The sequence below is a fragment of the Bdellovibrio sp. SBM16 genome (assembly GCF_056175625.1).
Map to the genome: position 1 here is coordinate 15,949 of NZ_JBJKJG010000004.1, position 16,938 is coordinate 32,886.

Annotated in this window: 19 protein-coding genes; 4 read left to right on the forward strand and 15 right to left on the reverse strand. The window is 43.3% G+C overall.

Annotated elements, in window-relative coordinates; genetic code table 11:
* The first annotated feature begins 18 nt into the window (after nucleotides 1–18).
* Complete coding sequence (locus AC04MM_RS04725; protein WP_475379173.1) at nucleotides 19–1,167, forward strand: hypothetical protein; 1,149 nt, start codon at nucleotides 19–21, stop codon at nucleotides 1,165–1,167.
* On the opposite strand, the gene AC04MM_RS04730 is transcribed toward AC04MM_RS04725, so the two are convergent.
* Nucleotides 1,154–1,495: a 2Fe-2S iron-sulfur cluster-binding protein gene (locus AC04MM_RS04730; RefSeq protein WP_475379174.1), complete on the reverse strand. Its 342-nt coding sequence runs from the start codon at nucleotides 1,493–1,495 to the stop codon at nucleotides 1,154–1,156. The two genes, AC04MM_RS04725 and AC04MM_RS04730, sit on opposite strands and share 14 nt — an antisense overlap.
* Before the next feature lie 45 nt (nucleotides 1,496–1,540).
* Here AC04MM_RS04730 and AC04MM_RS04735 point away from each other — a divergent pair, with 45 nt between their 5' ends.
* Nucleotides 1,541–2,152 carry a 3'-5' exonuclease gene (locus AC04MM_RS04735; RefSeq protein ID WP_475379175.1) on the forward strand — a complete coding sequence of 204 codons (612 nt, stop codon included), beginning with the start codon at nucleotides 1,541–1,543 and terminating at the stop codon, nucleotides 2,150–2,152.
* 83 nt (nucleotides 2,153–2,235) lie between these two features.
* Here the strand turns inward: AC04MM_RS04735 and AC04MM_RS04740 are convergent, their stop codons facing one another.
* From AC04MM_RS04740 to AC04MM_RS04750, 3 genes are all read right to left on the reverse strand, one after another.
* The gene (locus AC04MM_RS04740; protein WP_475379176.1) at nucleotides 2,236–3,855 is read right to left on the reverse strand and encodes an NAD+ synthase; all 1,620 of its coding nucleotides are present in this window, start codon (nucleotides 3,853–3,855) and stop codon (nucleotides 2,236–2,238) included.
* Nucleotides 3,830–4,225: a DUF2203 domain-containing protein gene (locus tag AC04MM_RS04745; protein WP_475379177.1), complete on the reverse strand. Its 396-nt coding sequence runs from the start codon at nucleotides 4,223–4,225 to the stop codon at nucleotides 3,830–3,832. The genes AC04MM_RS04740 and AC04MM_RS04745 overlap by 26 nt, the downstream gene beginning before the upstream one ends.
* A 151-nt stretch (nucleotides 4,226–4,376) precedes the next feature.
* Nucleotides 4,377–5,366 (reverse strand): hypothetical protein, encoded by a 990-nt coding sequence (locus AC04MM_RS04750; RefSeq protein WP_475379178.1) that lies wholly within the window; start codon nucleotides 5,364–5,366, stop codon nucleotides 4,377–4,379.
* A gap of 40 nt (nucleotides 5,367–5,406) precedes the next feature.
* Between AC04MM_RS04750 and AC04MM_RS04755 the strand changes: the two genes are divergently transcribed.
* Nucleotides 5,407–6,546, forward strand: coding sequence for a tetratricopeptide repeat protein (locus tag AC04MM_RS04755; protein ID WP_475379179.1), 1,140 nt, complete (start codon nucleotides 5,407–5,409; stop codon nucleotides 6,544–6,546).
* Nucleotides 6,547–6,551: 5 nt separating this feature from the next.
* On the opposite strand, the gene rimO is transcribed toward AC04MM_RS04755, so the two are convergent.
* The 8 genes from rimO to rplU form a co-directional block, all read right to left on the reverse strand.
* Nucleotides 6,552–7,925, reverse strand: coding sequence for a 30S ribosomal protein S12 methylthiotransferase RimO (gene rimO, locus AC04MM_RS04760; RefSeq protein WP_475379180.1), 1,374 nt, complete (start codon nucleotides 7,923–7,925; stop codon nucleotides 6,552–6,554).
* Nucleotides 7,922–8,668 carry a LolA family protein gene (locus tag AC04MM_RS04765; RefSeq protein ID WP_475379181.1) on the reverse strand — a complete coding sequence of 249 codons (747 nt, stop codon included), beginning with the start codon at nucleotides 8,666–8,668 and terminating at the stop codon, nucleotides 7,922–7,924. The genes rimO and AC04MM_RS04765 overlap by 4 nt, the downstream gene beginning before the upstream one ends.
* The gene (locus AC04MM_RS04770; protein WP_475379182.1) at nucleotides 8,661–9,332 is read right to left on the reverse strand and encodes a ComF family protein; all 672 of its coding nucleotides are present in this window, start codon (nucleotides 9,330–9,332) and stop codon (nucleotides 8,661–8,663) included. The genes AC04MM_RS04765 and AC04MM_RS04770 overlap by 8 nt, the downstream gene beginning before the upstream one ends.
* Nucleotides 9,333–9,370: 38 nt before the next feature.
* Nucleotides 9,371–9,841: a 23S rRNA (pseudouridine(1915)-N(3))-methyltransferase RlmH gene (locus tag AC04MM_RS04775; RefSeq protein ID WP_475379183.1), complete on the reverse strand. Its 471-nt coding sequence runs from the start codon at nucleotides 9,839–9,841 to the stop codon at nucleotides 9,371–9,373.
* 2 nt (nucleotides 9,842–9,843) lie between these two features.
* Nucleotides 9,844–10,863, reverse strand: a complete 1,020-nt coding sequence (gene nadD, locus AC04MM_RS04780; RefSeq protein ID WP_475379184.1) for a nicotinate (nicotinamide) nucleotide adenylyltransferase — start codon at nucleotides 10,861–10,863, stop codon at nucleotides 9,844–9,846.
* A gap of 10 nt (nucleotides 10,864–10,873) precedes the next feature.
* Complete coding sequence (obgE, locus tag AC04MM_RS04785; protein ID WP_475379185.1) at nucleotides 10,874–11,917, reverse strand: GTPase ObgE; 1,044 nt, start codon at nucleotides 11,915–11,917, stop codon at nucleotides 10,874–10,876.
* A 105-nt stretch (nucleotides 11,918–12,022) separates the two neighbouring features.
* Nucleotides 12,023–12,283 (reverse strand): 50S ribosomal protein L27, encoded by a 261-nt coding sequence (gene rpmA, locus AC04MM_RS04790; RefSeq protein WP_475379186.1) that lies wholly within the window; start codon nucleotides 12,281–12,283, stop codon nucleotides 12,023–12,025.
* A gap of 24 nt (nucleotides 12,284–12,307) precedes the next feature.
* Nucleotides 12,308–12,907 (reverse strand): 50S ribosomal protein L21, encoded by a 600-nt coding sequence (gene rplU, locus AC04MM_RS04795; protein ID WP_475379187.1) that lies wholly within the window; start codon nucleotides 12,905–12,907, stop codon nucleotides 12,308–12,310.
* Between the two features lie 285 nt (nucleotides 12,908–13,192).
* Between rplU and AC04MM_RS04800 the strand changes: the two genes are divergently transcribed.
* Nucleotides 13,193–14,251: an ATP-binding protein gene (locus tag AC04MM_RS04800; protein WP_475379188.1), complete on the forward strand. Its 1,059-nt coding sequence runs from the start codon at nucleotides 13,193–13,195 to the stop codon at nucleotides 14,249–14,251.
* Here AC04MM_RS04800 and AC04MM_RS04805 read toward each other — a convergent pair.
* From AC04MM_RS04805 to AC04MM_RS04815, 3 genes are read right to left on the reverse strand one after another with little or no spacing between them, the layout of a single operon-like run.
* Complete coding sequence (locus AC04MM_RS04805; protein WP_475379189.1) at nucleotides 14,248–14,763, reverse strand: hypothetical protein; 516 nt, start codon at nucleotides 14,761–14,763, stop codon at nucleotides 14,248–14,250. The genes AC04MM_RS04800 and AC04MM_RS04805 overlap by 4 nt on opposite strands.
* Before the next feature lie 10 nt (nucleotides 14,764–14,773).
* Entirely contained in the window at nucleotides 14,774–15,295 is a 522-nt protein-coding gene (locus AC04MM_RS04810) for a phospholipase A2 (protein WP_475379190.1), read from the reverse strand.
* A gap of 40 nt (nucleotides 15,296–15,335) precedes the next feature.
* Nucleotides 15,336–16,856: an Rne/Rng family ribonuclease gene (locus AC04MM_RS04815; RefSeq protein ID WP_475379191.1), complete on the reverse strand. Its 1,521-nt coding sequence runs from the start codon at nucleotides 16,854–16,856 to the stop codon at nucleotides 15,336–15,338.
* Nucleotides 16,857–16,938: the final 82 nt, after the last annotated feature.

The following is a 16,938-nucleotide window of genomic DNA, read 5'->3' on the forward strand; positions in this document are numbered from 1 at the left end:
CTGACCCTCACTTTTCTGATGATTTCATTTGCTGTCTATGGATTTTATATCTCGCAGTTTGAAATCCGGGTTATTCCGCCGGTAACCAAGGTAGAAGATCAGGCTAAATTATTATATGATTACAAAATTGTGTTAGATGTGTATTCACATTTATCTTCGGGCTCGGGTAATGCCTTATCTATTGCCGAAGAAGCCAGAAAAGCCCGTCTTAATTTTGTTTTAATCTCTGACACCAACAGCTACTACGATCTGGATACGGATAAATATCTGTCAGGTGTCGGTATGCTTTCTGGGGCAAAAGTTGTCGATGAAAACCGCCAGTTCATTTATTATTCTCCGCTGAATAAAAACTTCTTTAAAAAAGAACCAAAATCTTTCTCGCAGGACAGCGAGGCCCTGATTATCGAATCACATCAAATCAACGAACCGTACGAGTTAACACGTTTAAGCACACTTAACTTTGACGGACTGGAAGTCTTAAACTTTAAAAGTATTGCACAGAAATCCTGGAAAGAATCCCGCCTGTCAACGATCTGGAGTATTCTCTACTACCCATTCAATCCACGTTTAGCCTTGACCCGTTTATACAAAGAGCCGTCGGCCGAAATAGCTATTTTTGACCAGCTTTCACAGCTAAAAAAAGTTAACTTTTTTGTCGGTGCTGAAGCCACAGCGCGCGCCATTCCCTTTGCCGACTGGCTGGTTAAATTTCCGAGTTATGAGATGAGTTTTAATATTGCCAGCCAACACGTGTTTTTAACATCAGAGCTGACCGGCGACATCGCCGCCGACAGCAAAAAAATCTTAACCGCCCTTAAGCGCGGTCATTCTTATGTGGCCTTTGATGCCCTAGGTGATGCCTCAGGCTTTGAAGCCTATATCACTGAAGGCCGCAAAAAAGTTTTTACCGGTGAAGACGCTACTTTTACCGGTAATTTGCGCTTGTATTATAAATTGCCGGCCGAGCCCATCCCGTTTTATGAAGTGGTACTTTATAAAAACGGTCAGCGCGTTGATCACTTAAATACATTTGAAGGATTATTTGCAATCGATGCTCCCGGTGTTTATAGAATTCAAGTGCGCTTAAGTCCGACTTTTCCACTACCGGATGCCACCAAGTGGATTACCTGGGTGTACACTAATAATTTTTACGTTAATCCCCGCTAGGATTGGCAATAATAATCTCGAAATCGGTAGGCGCATCAACAGGAAGCTCTACTTGGCAGGCTAATCTTTCCTGGTCGCTGAAACCACGTTCTTGCGCGCGTTCGGCTTCAAGCTCTTCACGCGGCTTTAAATATGCCAGCCCCTTTGTCACAAAAATGCGGCAGGTCGTGCAACTGGCAAAACCGCCACAGGATTGGCTGATGCCAATTTTGTGGGCGTTCAGCAGGTCTAATAAGTTACCTGTTTGTTTAAGCTGAATTTCCGAAACGAACTCTAATTTCGCATCGTTATATTTTAAAACTGTCAGTGTTTTTGTTGAAAGACCCACCACTTATATGTAACAAATAGTTATACCGAAGGTGAACTATATAATATGAGATTTATTGCTTTTGACTTAGAAACAACTGGAACAGTTCCTGGCGTCGACCGTATCGTAGAGATCGGTGCCGTACGCATTGATAATGGCGTGGTCGACGCGGTATTTTCAACGCTTATCAACCCACAAATTCCGATTCCACCGGGTGCCTCAGCAGTCAATGGTATTTCTAATGAAATGGTTGCGGGTAAACCGTTAATTGAAGACGTATTAAATTCATTTGCTGAGTTCTGCGGCTCTGACGTGATGGTTGCGCACAACGCCCCGTTTGACTGCCAGTTCTTAATTGCCGATATCAAAAAATTTGAATCTGAAGCCCCAAAAGGGGTAGTCATCGATACTCTGCCAATGGCCCGCAAACTTATTCCGGGTTTAGCTAACTACAAGTTAGGCACCCTCGTGCAGCATTTTAAAATTCCATCGACTGAGTTCCACAGAGCTGAAGAAGATGCGACCTATTGCGGAATGGTGTTCTTTGAAATGGTTAAGCGTTTATCGGTAGGTGGCCGTGCCCCACAAATTGAAAACCTAGTGCAATTAACCGGTAAAACTGAATTTAAGTTTCCGCAAATCGAACGCCAGCCCAAACAAATGGGTTTCTTGTTCTAATTAACACCGCTGCGCTGATTGTCGCCTTGCTGGGACAGCCTTTCTGACGGCATCGTGCCGTCAGAGTGAATTCACTTTAATACTTAAGCTTTTGCCTTGTGCGCGATCGGGTATCTGCGCCCGCGGCCAAACGAATGCTCCGTCACTTTTAAAATCGGTGGCGCCTGCCAACGTTTAAATTCGGTTTTCATCAACTGATTTAATAACCATTTTTCGGTTTCTGATTTGGCGGTTTTTTTCTTTTCGACGACATTTTGCACGGCCTTATCTAAAAGTTCATAAGGCGGCAGACTGTCCTGATCTTTTTGGTTCGGACGCAGCTCTGCACTTGGCGGACGGCGGATGATAAACTCCGGAATAATTTCGATTTCTTTGTTGTAGTGCTCACACAGTTCGACGATTTGTTTTTTTGTTAAATCCCCAAGCGGTGCAAGACCACCACACATATCGCCATACAGAGTAGCGTAACCAGTGGCATATTCTGATTTATTGCCAGTTGTTAACAGCAAACTTCCGGTAAAATTTGAATAAGCCATCATAAATAAACCGCGAATTCGCGACTGTAGATTTTCATGCATTAAACCGAATTTTTCGACATTAAATTCAGCATCTAGAATCGTTTTAATAAATTCAAAAGTCGACTGAATCGACATAACTTTAAATTCAGAACCCAGGTTTGCCGCCAACTGGCGGGCATAAGTCATGCTCAGGTCAATGTTAAACTCGGTCGGTAGTGCAAAAAGTTTTACGTTATTTGATCCAAATGCATCAACGGCCAGTGCCGCCACTAAAGCCGAATCAATACCTCCCGATAGACCTAAGTGAACTTTTGATACGCCAATTTTTTGCCCGTAATCTTTTAATCCAAGCACTAAAGCTTTGCGCAGCTCTTCGGTTGGTGATTCGAACTTGTTGCTCGGACTCCAGGTTTCAAAGGTATTAAGGTCTATGACGTTAGTGTCTTCGGAAAATGACTGCGCTTTAAAAAGAAGTTTATTCTGTGGTGAAACTAAAAAGCTCTGACCGTCATAGATAATTTCATCCTGCGCACCGACCAGATTGACATACAGAAGCGGGGCCTTGAAGTACTTTGCTGTCTGCGCGGCCATAAACTGGCGCTTTTTAAACTTGCCGGTAAAAAATGGCGAGGCCGACATATTAATAACCAGATCAATCTTTTTCTTTGCGACTTTGAGTATTGGATTTTCTGCGTACTCAGAACCTTCTTTGGTCGGCCACGCCCACATATCTTCACAAATCGTCAGAAAGAATTTTTTCTTACCGATCTGAAAATAGTTCTGCCTGATGTCTCCCGGCTCAATGAAGCGAGCTTCATCAAACACATCGCCGGTCGGTAATAATTGTTTTCTAAAAGATTTAACGATTTTATTTTTCTTACACAAAAAAGCACTGTTGAAGTACGGACGGCCTTTTTTATTTTTATTTTTCTCAAAACCACCGACCAGAATATGCACACCCTGTGGAATAGTTTTTAAAATCCTGCTTAAAGCTTTGTTCTGCTGCTCAATCAGGGCTTCACGTTCTAACAAGTCAAACGGATGATACCCAAAAAGCGCGGCTTCCGGAAAAATGATCAACTCGGCCTTTTTCTCGGCAAGAGTTTTAAGGTGTGAAATTATTTTTTCGGCGTTAGCGTCGAAATCAGCTAGGGTTGAATTAATTTGGGCTAGGGCTATGCGCATTTTGATCCTCAGCGATCATAATACGCCCAGTAAAGCCATCTTGGTAGCCATGTTGGAACAAAATTTTAGTTTCTGGAAACTTCCAGCAATAATAGCCCGAACCGTTATCAAAATCAGCTAACCATAAGCCTTTAGGACGTAGGCCTAAACGCTCTAATTTGTTCTGCCATTTTTCAATGATTTGGTTGATTCGGGTTTGCAGGTCGCGAGAGGCTTCATTGTGTTTATCTTGTAAGGCTTCTACGCAGCCCATAAGATATTTAACTTCTTTGCTGGCCTCATCCGTGATGCGGTAAACAAGGGGCAAGATCTCTTCTGCTTCCGCATAAGTGAAAATTCTATTCTTTTGAACGTTGAAAATCTCGATCAATTTAAGTCCCCTGCTCACGAAAATTTATGGACTCTTTATTTGCCAACTTAGATAAAGTTTCAATGAAGAAATCAGCGTTTGTATATTATATAAAATGGCGTATTTGCCTGTGGCAGTATTAGCTATTGCCTGCGGCAAAATGACCAAAAAACTAGCTGCTGTCGGAGTTCGAGTAATTGAGTAGCTGTCCCCCGAAGAAGATAAGCAAAGCCACGATCATTCCAATGATCAGCAACCATTTTAAAAGTTTACCAAATCCCCAGCCGCCGTCTTTGGTTTCTTCGACGACAGGCGGTTTATCCGGCGGTTGTTTGGCAAAGCCGGTACGCGGCCCAGAGAACGTTAAGCCCTCGGATTTAGCCACCGGACGCGATGAGGGTTTGCGCTTTACGGTGCTGCGTTCTGATTTGTTGACCACTTGCTCGGCCTCATTACCTAAGATTGCTTTATAACGCGGTCTTTCTCTGTAAATAATACGTGATTGGCGGGGTTTGCGTTTGCGGCCGCTACCGCCAAGCTCATCGCCTTCACCCTCTTCATCAATAAGCCTCTGACGATCGCTGCCACCACCGGCAATACCGTCAGCGGTAGTCCGGCCACCACGTCTGATGCTGCCATTCGCATAGGGATTGCCACCTGATCCGCTGCCGCCTCGGCCGCCACCAGAGGCCTCGCTATCTTTATCACTTGAGTCTTTCGAACCACCGCGTGAACTACGCGATGATGATGAGCTGTCGCTGCCACCCTGGGCATCTGATTTGCCCCCGGCAACACGACTTGCCGGATCAGAAGTATTGCCACCGACCGGCGGACGCCCTTCAGCTAAAGTGAATGGCTGGTAACCCATATTACAGGTGTAGCTTGAATCTAAATGTTTTTTCAGTTCACTGTCGGTAACACCAAGTGCAGGTAATTCGCCGTGGGTCATTAAACATTCAATATAATCGCCGACATAATTCTGTACGTATTTTTCCATGCCGCCAAACAGAGGTTTTAGCATGAAGATAATTCCGATCGCGACTGACACAATCAGAATATATTCGACGACGGCCTGACCGCTGTTACGACCACGCAAAAGTAAGCCGATTTTGCGGGCCCGCAAAATTGAACGTCTTGTTTTTGTGTCTAGATCTTGTTTCACCTATTAACTTATCGGAAGATAAGAGTGATTGGTGAAAAATATGAGACGATTTTTATTGGTTTTTTCGATTGGGTTTTGTTTAATTTGTATCAATCTGGCACAAGCCCAGACGCCACAGGCCCCGCAGGCCACCCCGCCAACCCAGGTTACCGTACCAACTTTCAACCCGGGTAACCCGCAAGGTGTCGGTCAGCCGGTTGGTAATGGCAGCAGTGGGAATGCCGCCACCGCTCCGACATCGGGAAAATACTACGAATACCAATCGTACTGCCGCCAGCCGCTGGAATTTAAAAATCCACTTTCTGATGCTGAATTTGCAATGGCCATTGAACCGTTTAAAACCACATTCAACAGCAAAAAAACTTTTGCAAATTTTGAACCGATGATTGATTTTTTAATTTCTGAAGGGCGCACCAAAGAAGCGCGCAACTTAATTACCGAAAACAAGTCACTTCTGACAAACGCCCAAGATAAGGCCCTGCAAGCACGGGTTTTAACCGCCGAAAAAAGATATCGCGATTCTATTAACACACTCGCCTCTGTGCCTGATGAAGAAAAAAATCAAATCATTGTTCTTATCGAGTATTCGCGCGCCTACCGTAAAATCGGCAATTTGTTCGAAGCCAAAAGTGCCCTGCAAGACGCCATGAAGATCGATAAAAAAAACACTACCCGTTATTTGCTCGATCTTTGCATTCTTGAAACTGAAGACTCTAATCACGGCGAAGTCGATCAGATTTGTCCGCGGGTGATAAAAGCTTTTCCCAAAGATTACGTGGCGCTGGTCTATCTCGGTATTTCACAGCGCGAACGTCTTAATTACAAAGATGCGCAGAAGCACTTTGAACGCTCGGCCCAGATCGAAAAAAATGAATTTGCCTATTCTTGCTTAGGAGAAACTTTTTATTTACAGAAGAACTATGGTAAGGCTATCGAGGCTTTTAAGGCAGCCACCGAGGTTGAGCCGAAATCCGGCCGCGCCCAGTTAGGCGCTGCCCAGTCGCTATTTCAGTTATTACGTTATGAAGAGGCTTTACCGTATTTCATTAAAGCCTGCCAGCTTGATAAGTCGTCAGCGACCCGTTTTCGTGAAGCCCACCAGCCCCTGGAAGCCGCGAAAATGAAGGTGTCTACGGCTTACTATAACGGAATCCAGCAGTGCGGCGGACTCCGCCAATAGAGCGTTTAAACAATACCGCCGATTAGGTCGTATTCCATACTTTCAGTGATTTCTACTTGTACGATATCACCGATCTTAGCCTCACCGTCGTTAATCAGAACAACACCGTCAATGTCCGGCGCTTGTTGTGATGTACGGCCCTGCAATAGCAATTCAGTCTCTTCGCTATAGCCTTCTACCAGCACTTCTACTGTCTTACCGATAAAGGCTTCGTGTTTGGCCTTAGAAATACCCTGTTGTATCGACATCAAGGCATCATGGCGAAAATCTTTGATATGGTCTTCGATCTGATCGGTCATTTTTCCGCCCGGAGTATTTTCTTCCGGTGAATATTTAAAACAACCAACACGGTCAAACTGCTGTTCGGCCACGAATTTTAGTAACTCTTCGAATTGCTCGTTAGTTTCGCCCGGAAAGCCGACGATAAATTGAGTGCGAATAACTGCATCCGGGATTTCAGTGCGAATACGCTTTAACGCGGCTTCGATTTCTTCGCGGGTCATTTTACGGTTCATCTTCTTAAGCACATCGTTATTGATGTGCTGTAAAGGCATATCAAAATACTTAACGAATTTTTTGTTAGACTTCATTAAGTCGATTAATTCCTGCGAAATTCCGTCTGGATATAAGTACAACATGCGGATCCACTGGATACCATCAACTTCAGCCAAAGCTTTTAACAGCTCAACCGGAGACTCTTTGGCATTCGGGTCTTTACGGCGTAAATCCCAGCCGTAATCAGTAAAGTCGTGAGAAATAATAATTAACTCTTTAACACCACCGGCTGCCAGAAGCTTAGCTTCGTTTACGATGTTAGCAATTGTACGCGATTGTAAATTACCACGGATTAACGGAATCGCGCAGAACGCACAACGCTTCATACAGCCTTCAGAGATTTTTAAATAAGCTCTGTGTTTTGGCTGCGAGTTTACACGCGGAGTAGCTTCTTCCTGTAAGTAAGTCGGAAGATTAAAGAAAGTTTTTTTCTTTTCGCCAGCGTCATGGTTTTTTAAGATCTTTGCGATATTCTGGAATTCGCCGCTACCGACGAATAAATCAGCCTCCGGAAGGCCTTCAACTAATTCATCTTTATAACGTTGGGTCAGGCAGCCGGCGACCACAACTTTTTTGATCTGGCCCTGCTCTTTTAACGACGTCATATCAAGAATTCTCTGGATTGATTCTTTTTTTGATTCTTCGATAAAGCCGCAAGTGTTTACCACCACGGTGTCAGCGTCTTCTGCGTCAGCTACAACCTGGTAGCCGTCTTTCATCAGTGTTCCGGCCATGATTTCACTATCAACTAGGTTTTTTGGACAGCCTAAGCTGATAAAGTGAACTTTTTTTGGATTTGCTTCGGTAGTTTGTTTTTGACTCATTGGCTTACGACCTCGTCAGATTTAAGAGCATTGTATTTAAATAAATTATTTGAAATTTCAGTGGTGAAGTTCGGCTTTGCAAAGTTGATCTGGATTTCAGAACCCACATCATCGGCGTACGAAAGCTGTTTCAACTCACTGTCGGCCTTTGAAAAGACAAGTGTCATCGGTTTTAATGATTTAGCTTTATCTTCAAGCTTTAAGGTCAGCGACTGCTTATCGTTATTGAGAGTCGTGATGTTAAAATTTGAAAAGAATTTTTTCGGGTTACCAAAAAGGTTTGATAAAATTCCTAGTTGGTTTTTATCGCTGACCTTAAGCAGGATCACTTTTCTATTGCCGTCCGGATCAAGCTCCAGATCAGGGTAAGAAATCAAATACGCTTTTTTTCCGTCAAAGATCATTTCTGATTTTTTATCTGCTCCCTGAAGCGATAAATTTAATTTACCACCTTGATGAGTCATTACACCCTGCTCTGTAGTCTTCGTTCCTAAAACTTTTTTCTCGGTTAAAAGTTCTAATTTAATTTGCACGCCGGATTTTTGATTATAATTTTTTAGAATTTTTTCGGCGGCGGCCTGCGAAGTAGCGGCCTTGCTCGGCTTTGTTTTAGCAAAGGCGATCGTTGTAAACGGTAAGAAAAACAGCGCCGCTAACAAAACAAAATTTAGACGAAATTGCGAATGAAATTGCATTTCTCTGGTATACCAGATGCCGCCAATTTCAACAACGTATTTACTCAAGCTCGGCGCTCAGATTTTCCCGGTAAAATGCTGTCCACAGTTCGATGTTTTTGGGACACACCCCGTACATTTTTAAAACATTATATGCGCCTTCATAGGATGATCCGGTGGTAATGACATCATCCACCAGCACGATCGTCCGGGCCAGGCGCAGAGGCTCTGTAAATTCTTCATTCAGGGTAAACCTAATCAGACGACGTTGTTCTTTATTCTTACGCTTTTGTTCCAGGGTGTCGTTGGCAGAAATGTTTAATGCCGGCACGACTTTGCCAGCAAATATCTGCGCCAGCGCCTGTGCAAAAAACAGCGAATGTCTGCGGTTTTTGCGACTGGGAATCGGCACAAACACGATTTCGCGGTGATCAGAAATGCAGTGGGAAAAATAGCGCGCAAGCTCCCACCAAATCGGTTCAGCCAATGGTGATTTCAGCAGATGGACATAGCGCGAGAGTGTTTTACTTTTGCCGGGCATCCAGCGAAATAAAAACCGGAAACACAGGCCCGATCCGGTTACCGAAACGTCCGACGGTGACACAGAATAATTATCAATCACCTCGTATTCACACTGAAGACATAATCCACGGGGGTGCACCACCAGCGAACCACAGCCAACACAATCAACTATAAATAAGCGGTAAAAATAGAAACGCAGTTTTTGCAGCATGCATGCGGCAAATGCAAATCAGTAGCCGGACTTATTTTTTAAATATTGTGATACGGGATTCGTTTAATGATCGTATAGGCGCGATAGATCTGTTCAAGGGCCACAGTCTCAGCAACCAGATGATTCATCACCATTTTCGACAGTGAAACTTTTAACTGCGCCCGATTTTTAATTTCGTCCGACACACCAAAAGCGCCGCCGATAATAAACACCAGACGTTTTTTTCCCGACATCTGCGCGGCTTCAATCTGTTTAGAAAACTGCAGTGAATCCAGGTCTTTACCTTTTTCGTCAAATAAGATGACGTAATCATCGCTGGTGATCTTTTTTAACAGGTCTTCGGATTCTTGTTTTTTCTTGGCCTGGGCATCGTCACGGTCCGTCTTTGATGATTTCAGCGAAATTACCTCAAACGGAATGAACGGATTTATTTTTTTGGTGTAAGTCGCAACCGCAATATCAAACCATTCTTCTTTGGCTGTTTTAAAGTCAAAAAGAACGGCTTTCATAATTATTTCTGTCCGGTTTTATCGGTAAGTTTAAATTCCTTACCTTCTTTCCACAGTTCTTCCATGCGGTATTCTTGACGAACGAAATCGTAGAACAGGTGAACAATTAATGGACCATAGTCGACAACAACCCAACGGCCTTCATCTACACCTTCAACACCCTGTGGGTAAACGTTGAATTCTTCTTTAACGGCCTGAACCAGATTTTCTGCCATCGAAGCGGCATGACGGGTACTTGTACCCGAAGCGATCAAAGTAAAATCAGTTGTCGAAGAGATATTACGGATATCGTAACCACGAACAGCAATAGCCTTTTTATCAAATAAAACCTGCGCGCAGAATTCAGTGAATTTTTCGTAGTCGCTGATTTTTTGATTCGCCTGGCGGTATAGTTTGTGTTCTTTGATATAGCTTTCTACCGCCAACGGTAAAAATTTATCTACAGGGCGCCCGACACGCAGTTTTTTACGAAGTTCAGACGAAGAAATATCCAGATCTTGCAGCGTTAAAAACTCGATTGAACGGCCGGTCGTTAGTTCGACCGCACCGAAATCGCTCTCTGCGATTAAACCAGATAAATAATTCGGAAATTCAGATTCAGTTTCAGGGATTTGGTAACCAGGACGGGTCGTTACCACAAGATTTACCTCAGACAGGATTTTTTTAAAGTCTTTCCACTCAGAGAATGTCTCGAAGTTATCCGCACCGATGATGAGATAGAGGTCTTTAGATTCATAAGTTTTGCGCAGTTCTTTAATGGTATCAATCGTATAGCTTTTGCCACCGCGTTTTAATTCAATATCATCGATAACAAATGCATCGCCGTAAGTCGCAAACGCCAGTTTAGCCATTGCCAAACGGTGCTCATCGCCAATTTTTTCTGTTGGAACTTTTAACGGGTTCTGGCTGTTCGGAATAATATGGATTTTATCAAAACCCATTTTCTTTTGAACTGTCGTTAAGCTGTTAACGTGACCATTGTGTGGAGGATTAAAACTTCCGCCGAAGATACCGATTTTCATTCTGCTACCCTTATTCTTTATCGCCAGTCTTCGAAGCCAGTACTTTTTCTGCAATAGCCTGAAGTAATTCGTTGATGTTTTTTCCAGTAACGCCGGAGATCGCGTAACCCGTAACGTTAAATTTCTTTTTAAATGTCTGTTTAATTTTTTCGATTTGGTCTGCAGACAATAAATCGATTTTATTAAATACCAGGATTTGTTCGCGCGCAGACAGCGGAAAAAACCCGTCTTTATCTTTGTTCATTTCATCGTACTTTTCGATTTCAAGGTTGATATCTTCATAATCCTGTACCGGATCACGGCCAGACATTCCTGATACGTCCACGATATGAACAAATAAGCTCGTGCGTTCGATATGTTTTAAGAATTGAATACCAAGGCCTACACCTAAATGGGCACCCTTGATAAGACCCGGAATATCCGCCACGACAAAGTTTGAATAGTCGCCAACTTTAACAACGCCTAAATTTGGCGTTAAGGTTGTAAACGGATAATCTGCAATCTTTGGTTTAGCTGCCGAGATACGAGAGATTAAGGTCGATTTGCCTGCATTAGGAAAACCGATAATACCTACGTCAGCAATAAGTTTAAGTTCTAGGATGATTTCACGGCTTGTACTGTCTTCACCCGGCTGAGCGTACTCAGGGGCCTGGTTAACGCTGGTTTTAAAAAATGCATTACCTTTGCCGCCACGTCCGCCCTGCAAGAAGTTGATTTCATGAATATCCGTTAAGTCGTAAAGCACTTCGTGAGTTTCAGCATCACGGATGATTGTGCCTTCAGGCACGATCATAATCATGTCGGCACCGTTATGCCCTGAACAGTTTGAAGCCGCACCCGGTTGCCCGTTGTCAGCCGCGTACTTTTTGTATGTTTTAAAATCAACCAGCGAGTTGATATGTTTAGAAGTTTTAAAGATAACGTCGCCGCCTTTACCGCCATCGCCGCCATCTGGGCCACCGCGGGGAGCATACGACTCACGACGGAAAGTAACCGCACCTGGACCGCCACGACCAGAAGCCACTGTGATTTTAACTTCATCAACAAATTTCATAACCGACTCAAACTCTGCTGTCTTTATTGCCACAGCATAAGGCAAATAAAAAAGGAGCCTGGAAGGGCTCCCTCTTTATGCGAATGTTTGTAATTAAACTACTTATTACGCAGTTTTAGGATAAACGCTAACTTTAAATTTTTCTTTCGAAAATCTTTCAAATTTCACAAGACCTTCAATGATTGAATAGATCGTGTGATCGCGTCCCATTTTCACGTTATTACCTAAGTGGAATTGAGTTCCACGTTGGCGAACGATGATTGTTCCTGATTTTACTAATTGGCCGCCGAAACGTTTTACGCCTAATCTCTTCGACTGTGAATCGCGACCGTTCTTGGTACTACCACCAGCTTTTTTACTTGCCATTGTTTACCTCTGTATCCTTGTTAATTATTTAGACTTTTTAGTTGTTTTTTTAGCAGCTTTTTTAGCAGCTGTTTTCACTGAGCGTTTAGAAGCAGCTTTTTTAGGAGCAGCTTTTTTCGCAGCTTTCTTCTTAGGCGCAGCAGCTTTTTTAGCTGGAGCAGCTTTAGTTACACCGTGAGCAGCAGCGCGGCCTAAACCGATACCTGCTTCAGCGCGAGCGCGTGAATCTTCAATTTTAGTTTGGATGCGTTCTGCACGTAATGCCGCCATGTCTTTAACAACAGGAGTCGCATCAGTTTTAGAAGTTTGTCCGTCTGGAGAAGTGATCGATTTAACAAATAACTCTGTGAAGTGTTGTTTGTGAGTACCGAATTTTCTGTAAGAGTGACGACGACGTTTTTTGAAAACGATAACTTTGCGAGTGCGAGCTTGCTTAGTAACTACTACTGTTACTGAAGCATTTTTCACAGTTGGAGAACCAACGTGAGTTTTATCGCCACCAACTAAAAGTACTTCGTCGATTTTGAATTCTGAACCAAGATCTTTTTCAAGCTTTTCAACTTGTAAAACATCGCCGGCTTGAACTTTATATTGTTTGCCGCCTGTTTTAATAATTGCGTACATTACCTTCTCCTTGAATGGATTTAACTTGCGTAATTAAGAATGACCTTTAAATCATCTGAGTGGCTACCCTGTCAAAGCCATTTGAACGAATTTCAGTCTAGATTTTCATGCTGCACCCCTGCCCTTGGGTATACATTATATTCGTTATTACATCTAATTTCCGCAGTATTAATACTTATTTAATTAATTTTACGAATTACTATTGCCATTATTTAAAGTCCGTGATGGTATGGGCACATGGATGTTATCCATAAAAGAAGGATCGCCCCTCCCTTAAAGGCCCCTTTGAAGAAGAACCTGCTGTTGCTTTCTCCCCGTCAGACGGGAAAAAGCTCGTACCTGAAGAGCCTCTCTTCGGTCGATTTGTATTTAAACCTGCAGGAAGCGGATACATTCAGAAAACTTTCATTTCAGAAGAACATCATCGAGAAATTGCTTACACCAGAGATGAAGACAGTGGCGCTGGATAACGTGAACCGTTTGCCATCGTTACTGGATCAAGTGGAGCACTTAAATAAAACGCAGAATGTGCATTTTATTTTATCGGCTTCACAACAGATGAAGAACCACCCCGCTCTAAATGCGGAAAAAACTGAGACGCTGTCGCTTTTGCCGTTTTGCTATGAAGAACTGCAAGGCGATTTTATACTGGATCAGGTTTTAAGTTATGGTTCTTTACCTTCGGTATACAGTCATGAGCACAAGGATGTGCTTTTAAATGATTATGTCGGTCTTTTGTTTCAGGCGGACCTGATTCAGACCGGAAAAATCAGAAAGATCGAAAACTTTTCGCGCTTTCTGAACGTGGCCGCAGACTACAACGGCCAGTTTTTACATTTTGAAGAGATTGCAAAAATTTGCGAAGCGCCGGCACGCACAGTACGCGAGTACTTTGAATTGCTTAAGAAGATGCACCTTGGTTATGAGATCCAATGTACGACATCGCGTAAAGGCGCTAAACGCTCTAAATTTTATTTCTTCGACGTCGGTGTCGCCAACGCTCTAAAAAATGATTTTAATCTCGAGCAGGATTTCGAAAAATCCGAAAGCGCTTTAAAGCATTTTATTTTGCTCGAGCTGATGGCTTATAAAAACTACCGTGCTCCGAACACCAAGATTGAATTCTGGTGTGATTACCAGGGTAACGAAATTGATTTTTTAATAAATAATGAAACGGCTATCGAAGTCCGAGGCACTAGGTCGATCAACAACCAGCATATGCGCAGGCTTAAAAAATTCACGGCAAAGTTTCCGGTAAAAAAATCTTATCTGATCAGCCGCGATCCACAGAGCTTAGACGTTGAAGCCTTTCTTAAAGATCTGTGGCGGGGAAAAATAATCTAGAATAAAAACGGTACCGGTGATGGCAGCGGGAGCTGATCCATATCGGTTGGGTACTGAACATTTTCTTTTGAGCAGCGAAACGCCGTGTCTCCGGCGCTAGCCACCGCCGCATAGAAAGTCTGCGCCGCAATACCGCACTCAAGACTTAAAGGATTGGTCTTTTTGCAGATTTTTTTCATGTTTTTTAAAAAGTCGTCGTCGCAGTCGATTTTTGATTTACCATTGGTTTGCGGTTCGTGGTGGTAACAAAGATCGTGAATAATACAGGCTCTAAAGAATAAATCTTTATACTTACCTTCCGGAGCTGAACAGCCGTTAAAGTACATCACGCCGCCATCGGCATTTCTTTGTTTGCAGGCTTCGCCGGTTTTAAGGGAGCCCGTGGCAGGACAGGTCCACTCTTGCACGACTTCACCACCGGTTTGTAAGCAATAATCTCTTAAGATCCGATCTGCCCAGGCAGAAGAAGTCACCAGCAAGCTCGCAACTGTGAAAGTGAACAATTTTTTCATTTCATACTCCTTACGGAAGGTCATCCATGTTAGTCGGGTACCGAAAGCTACTTTTCATACAGCGCCAAGACTCTTCTCCGCCAAGGCGTACCGCACGATAGTATGCATTGGCCATGGTTTTACACATAAAATGTTTATTACCATTGCGCGCATCGGTTTTACAAATGTCTAACATGTTTTCTTTAAACTCTTTATCGCAGTCTTTGCGGGTTTTACCGCTCACTCGCGGCTCATTGTGGTAGCAGAAATCATGGATAAGGCAGGCTTTAAAGAAATATATGCGGTAACCATCCTGATTATCGCTGTTACAGCCGTTAAAATACAGCGACTGCTGATCAGCGTTCTGGTAGTGGCAAAATTCCTCTTTACGGACGCGCCCTGACTCTTCACAAGTGAGCTGGCTGATGAATTTGCCGCCGTTTTTTTCACAATAATTCTGTAAATACTGATTATGGTGTCTGGCTTGCGCTTCTGACATAGCAAAGCCTAGAATAGCCATAATAGCTAACGATAATTCCCTGATCTTTTTCATGGCGCGGAATCTATGTTAAAAACTAGAGTAAGTAAACTAGTTAGTTATCGAAAATCTCGTATTGCTCTAAGTGGTAGGTGGTTTCGATTTTAAAGGCAATAGAGTGACCAAAGCGCTTTTCTAAGTGCTCCAGGGTTTCGTTTTCGACCTCATAAATCCAGTCTACAATTTCAGCATGGCAGTGGATGATCAAATTTTTCTTGGTGGATTCGGTTAAACCCACTTCGCGCTCAATTTCGCGGAAGATCTCGTTAGCAATAGTGGCCTTGCGTTTAATATAGCCCTTACCATCACAGTAAGAACAAGGCTCACAAAGGGTTTTAACCAGGCTTGGACGGATACGTTTACGGGTCATTTCGACCAAACCAAGTTCAGACATTGAGGTCACATTGGTGCGCACGCGGTCTTTCTTAAGCTCTTCTTGCAGTGCCTGTAACACTTGCTCACGATGGGTTTCTTTTTCCATATCGATAAAATCAATAATAATGATACCGCCGACATTGCGTACACGTAATTGATGGGCGATTTCTTTAACCGCTTCTAAGTTGGTTTTTAAGATTGTATCTTCTAAATCTTTTTTACCGACATAACTTCCGGTATTTACATCGACCACAACCAGCGCTTCAGCCTCATCGACTACGATGTAACCGCCGGATTTAAGCCAGACTTTTCTCTCGGTCGCACGTGAAATTTCCAGATCAACATCGTAAAGATCAAAGAGCGGCTTTTTTTCGTTGTAGAAAATGATGTTCTGTTTGTATTTCGGCATTAATTGGGTCACAAACTTAGAAACTTTTTTATAGACTTCTTCGTCATCGACCCAAACCGTTGTGACTTCTTCGTTCATTAAATCACGTAAGGCACGCAGCTCAACGTCGATCTCGGCATGAACCAAGCCAGCGGTTTTTTTCTTTTCATAATTTTTCTGAATTTCTTTTCCTAAACGGTCAAGATACTCGATATCTGATTTAAGTGATTCTTCGGTAGCACCCTCAGCAGCGGTTCTGACAATCACCCCTCCTGATGGATTGATTTTTTGCACTAACTTTTTTAGGCGTTCTTTTTCGCTTTCTTCTTCGATTTTGCGCGAGATACCGATGTGTTTTACATATGGCATATACACCACACCACGGCCCGGTAATGAAATATGCGTGGTAATACGCGCACCTTTCGTACCCAGCGGATCTTTTGCGACCTGCACCATCAGATGCTGGCCTTCTTTGATCAAATCCTGAATCGGCGTTTTGATATCACGATTTCCGCGGTAATCCTGGTTATCGTCACCTGATTTGTGCTCATGATCGTCATCATCTGCAAAAAATTCTTTGCCTTCTTCAGTTAAAATATCACCGACGTATAAAAACGCCGCCTTCTCCAGACCAATGTCGACAAAGGCCGCCTGCATGCCTGGAAGTACTCTGGTTACGATCCCACGGTGGATTGTGCCGACCCAGGTCGGTGATGACTTACGCTCGACCTTTAAATCCATCAGAATCCCCGACTCGACGTAGGCCACGCGTGTTTCCAGCGGTCGAACATTTATCAGAATTTCTGCTGCCATAAAGGGACTCCTAGACTATGCGCCTGTTAACTTCGAAGACAATTTTACCGAATATTATTTTGTTAAGCAATGTGAGGTTAAA

Coding starts and splice junctions, on each gene's coding strand:
- AC04MM_RS04775 (WP_475379183.1), bottom strand. CDS start 9,841: ATGAAAGCCGTTCTTTTTGACTTTAAAACAGCCAAAGAAGAATGGTTT.
- rpmA (WP_475379186.1), bottom strand. CDS start 12,283: ATGGCAAGTAAAAAAGCTGGTGGTAGTACCAAGAACGGTCGCGATTCA.
- rplU (WP_475379187.1), bottom strand. CDS start 12,907: ATGTACGCAATTATTAAAACAGGCGGCAAACAATATAAAGTTCAAGCC.
- AC04MM_RS04770 (WP_475379182.1), bottom strand. CDS start 9,332: ATGCTGCAAAAACTGCGTTTCTATTTTTACCGCTTATTTATAGTTGAT.
- obgE (WP_475379185.1), bottom strand. CDS start 11,917: ATGAAATTTGTTGATGAAGTTAAAATCACAGTGGCTTCTGGTCGTGGC.
- rimO (WP_475379180.1), bottom strand. CDS start 7,925: ATGAGTCAAAAACAAACTACCGAAGCAAATCCAAAAAAAGTTCACTTT.
- AC04MM_RS04735 (WP_475379175.1), top strand. CDS start 1,541: ATGAGATTTATTGCTTTTGACTTAGAAACAACTGGAACAGTTCCTGGC.
- nadD (WP_475379184.1), bottom strand. CDS start 10,863: ATGAAAATCGGTATCTTCGGCGGAAGTTTTAATCCTCCACACAATGGT.
- AC04MM_RS04755 (WP_475379179.1), top strand. CDS start 5,407: ATGAGACGATTTTTATTGGTTTTTTCGATTGGGTTTTGTTTAATTTGT.
- AC04MM_RS04805 (WP_475379189.1), bottom strand. CDS start 14,763: ATGAAAAAATTGTTCACTTTCACAGTTGCGAGCTTGCTGGTGACTTCT.
- AC04MM_RS04740 (WP_475379176.1), bottom strand. CDS start 3,855: ATGCGCATAGCCCTAGCCCAAATTAATTCAACCCTAGCTGATTTCGAC.
- AC04MM_RS04725 (WP_475379173.1), top strand. CDS start 19: ATGATTTCATTTGCTGTCTATGGATTTTATATCTCGCAGTTTGAAATC.
- AC04MM_RS04810 (WP_475379190.1), bottom strand. CDS start 15,295: ATGAAAAAGATCAGGGAATTATCGTTAGCTATTATGGCTATTCTAGGC.
- AC04MM_RS04815 (WP_475379191.1), bottom strand. CDS start 16,856: ATGGCAGCAGAAATTCTGATAAATGTTCGACCGCTGGAAACACGCGTG.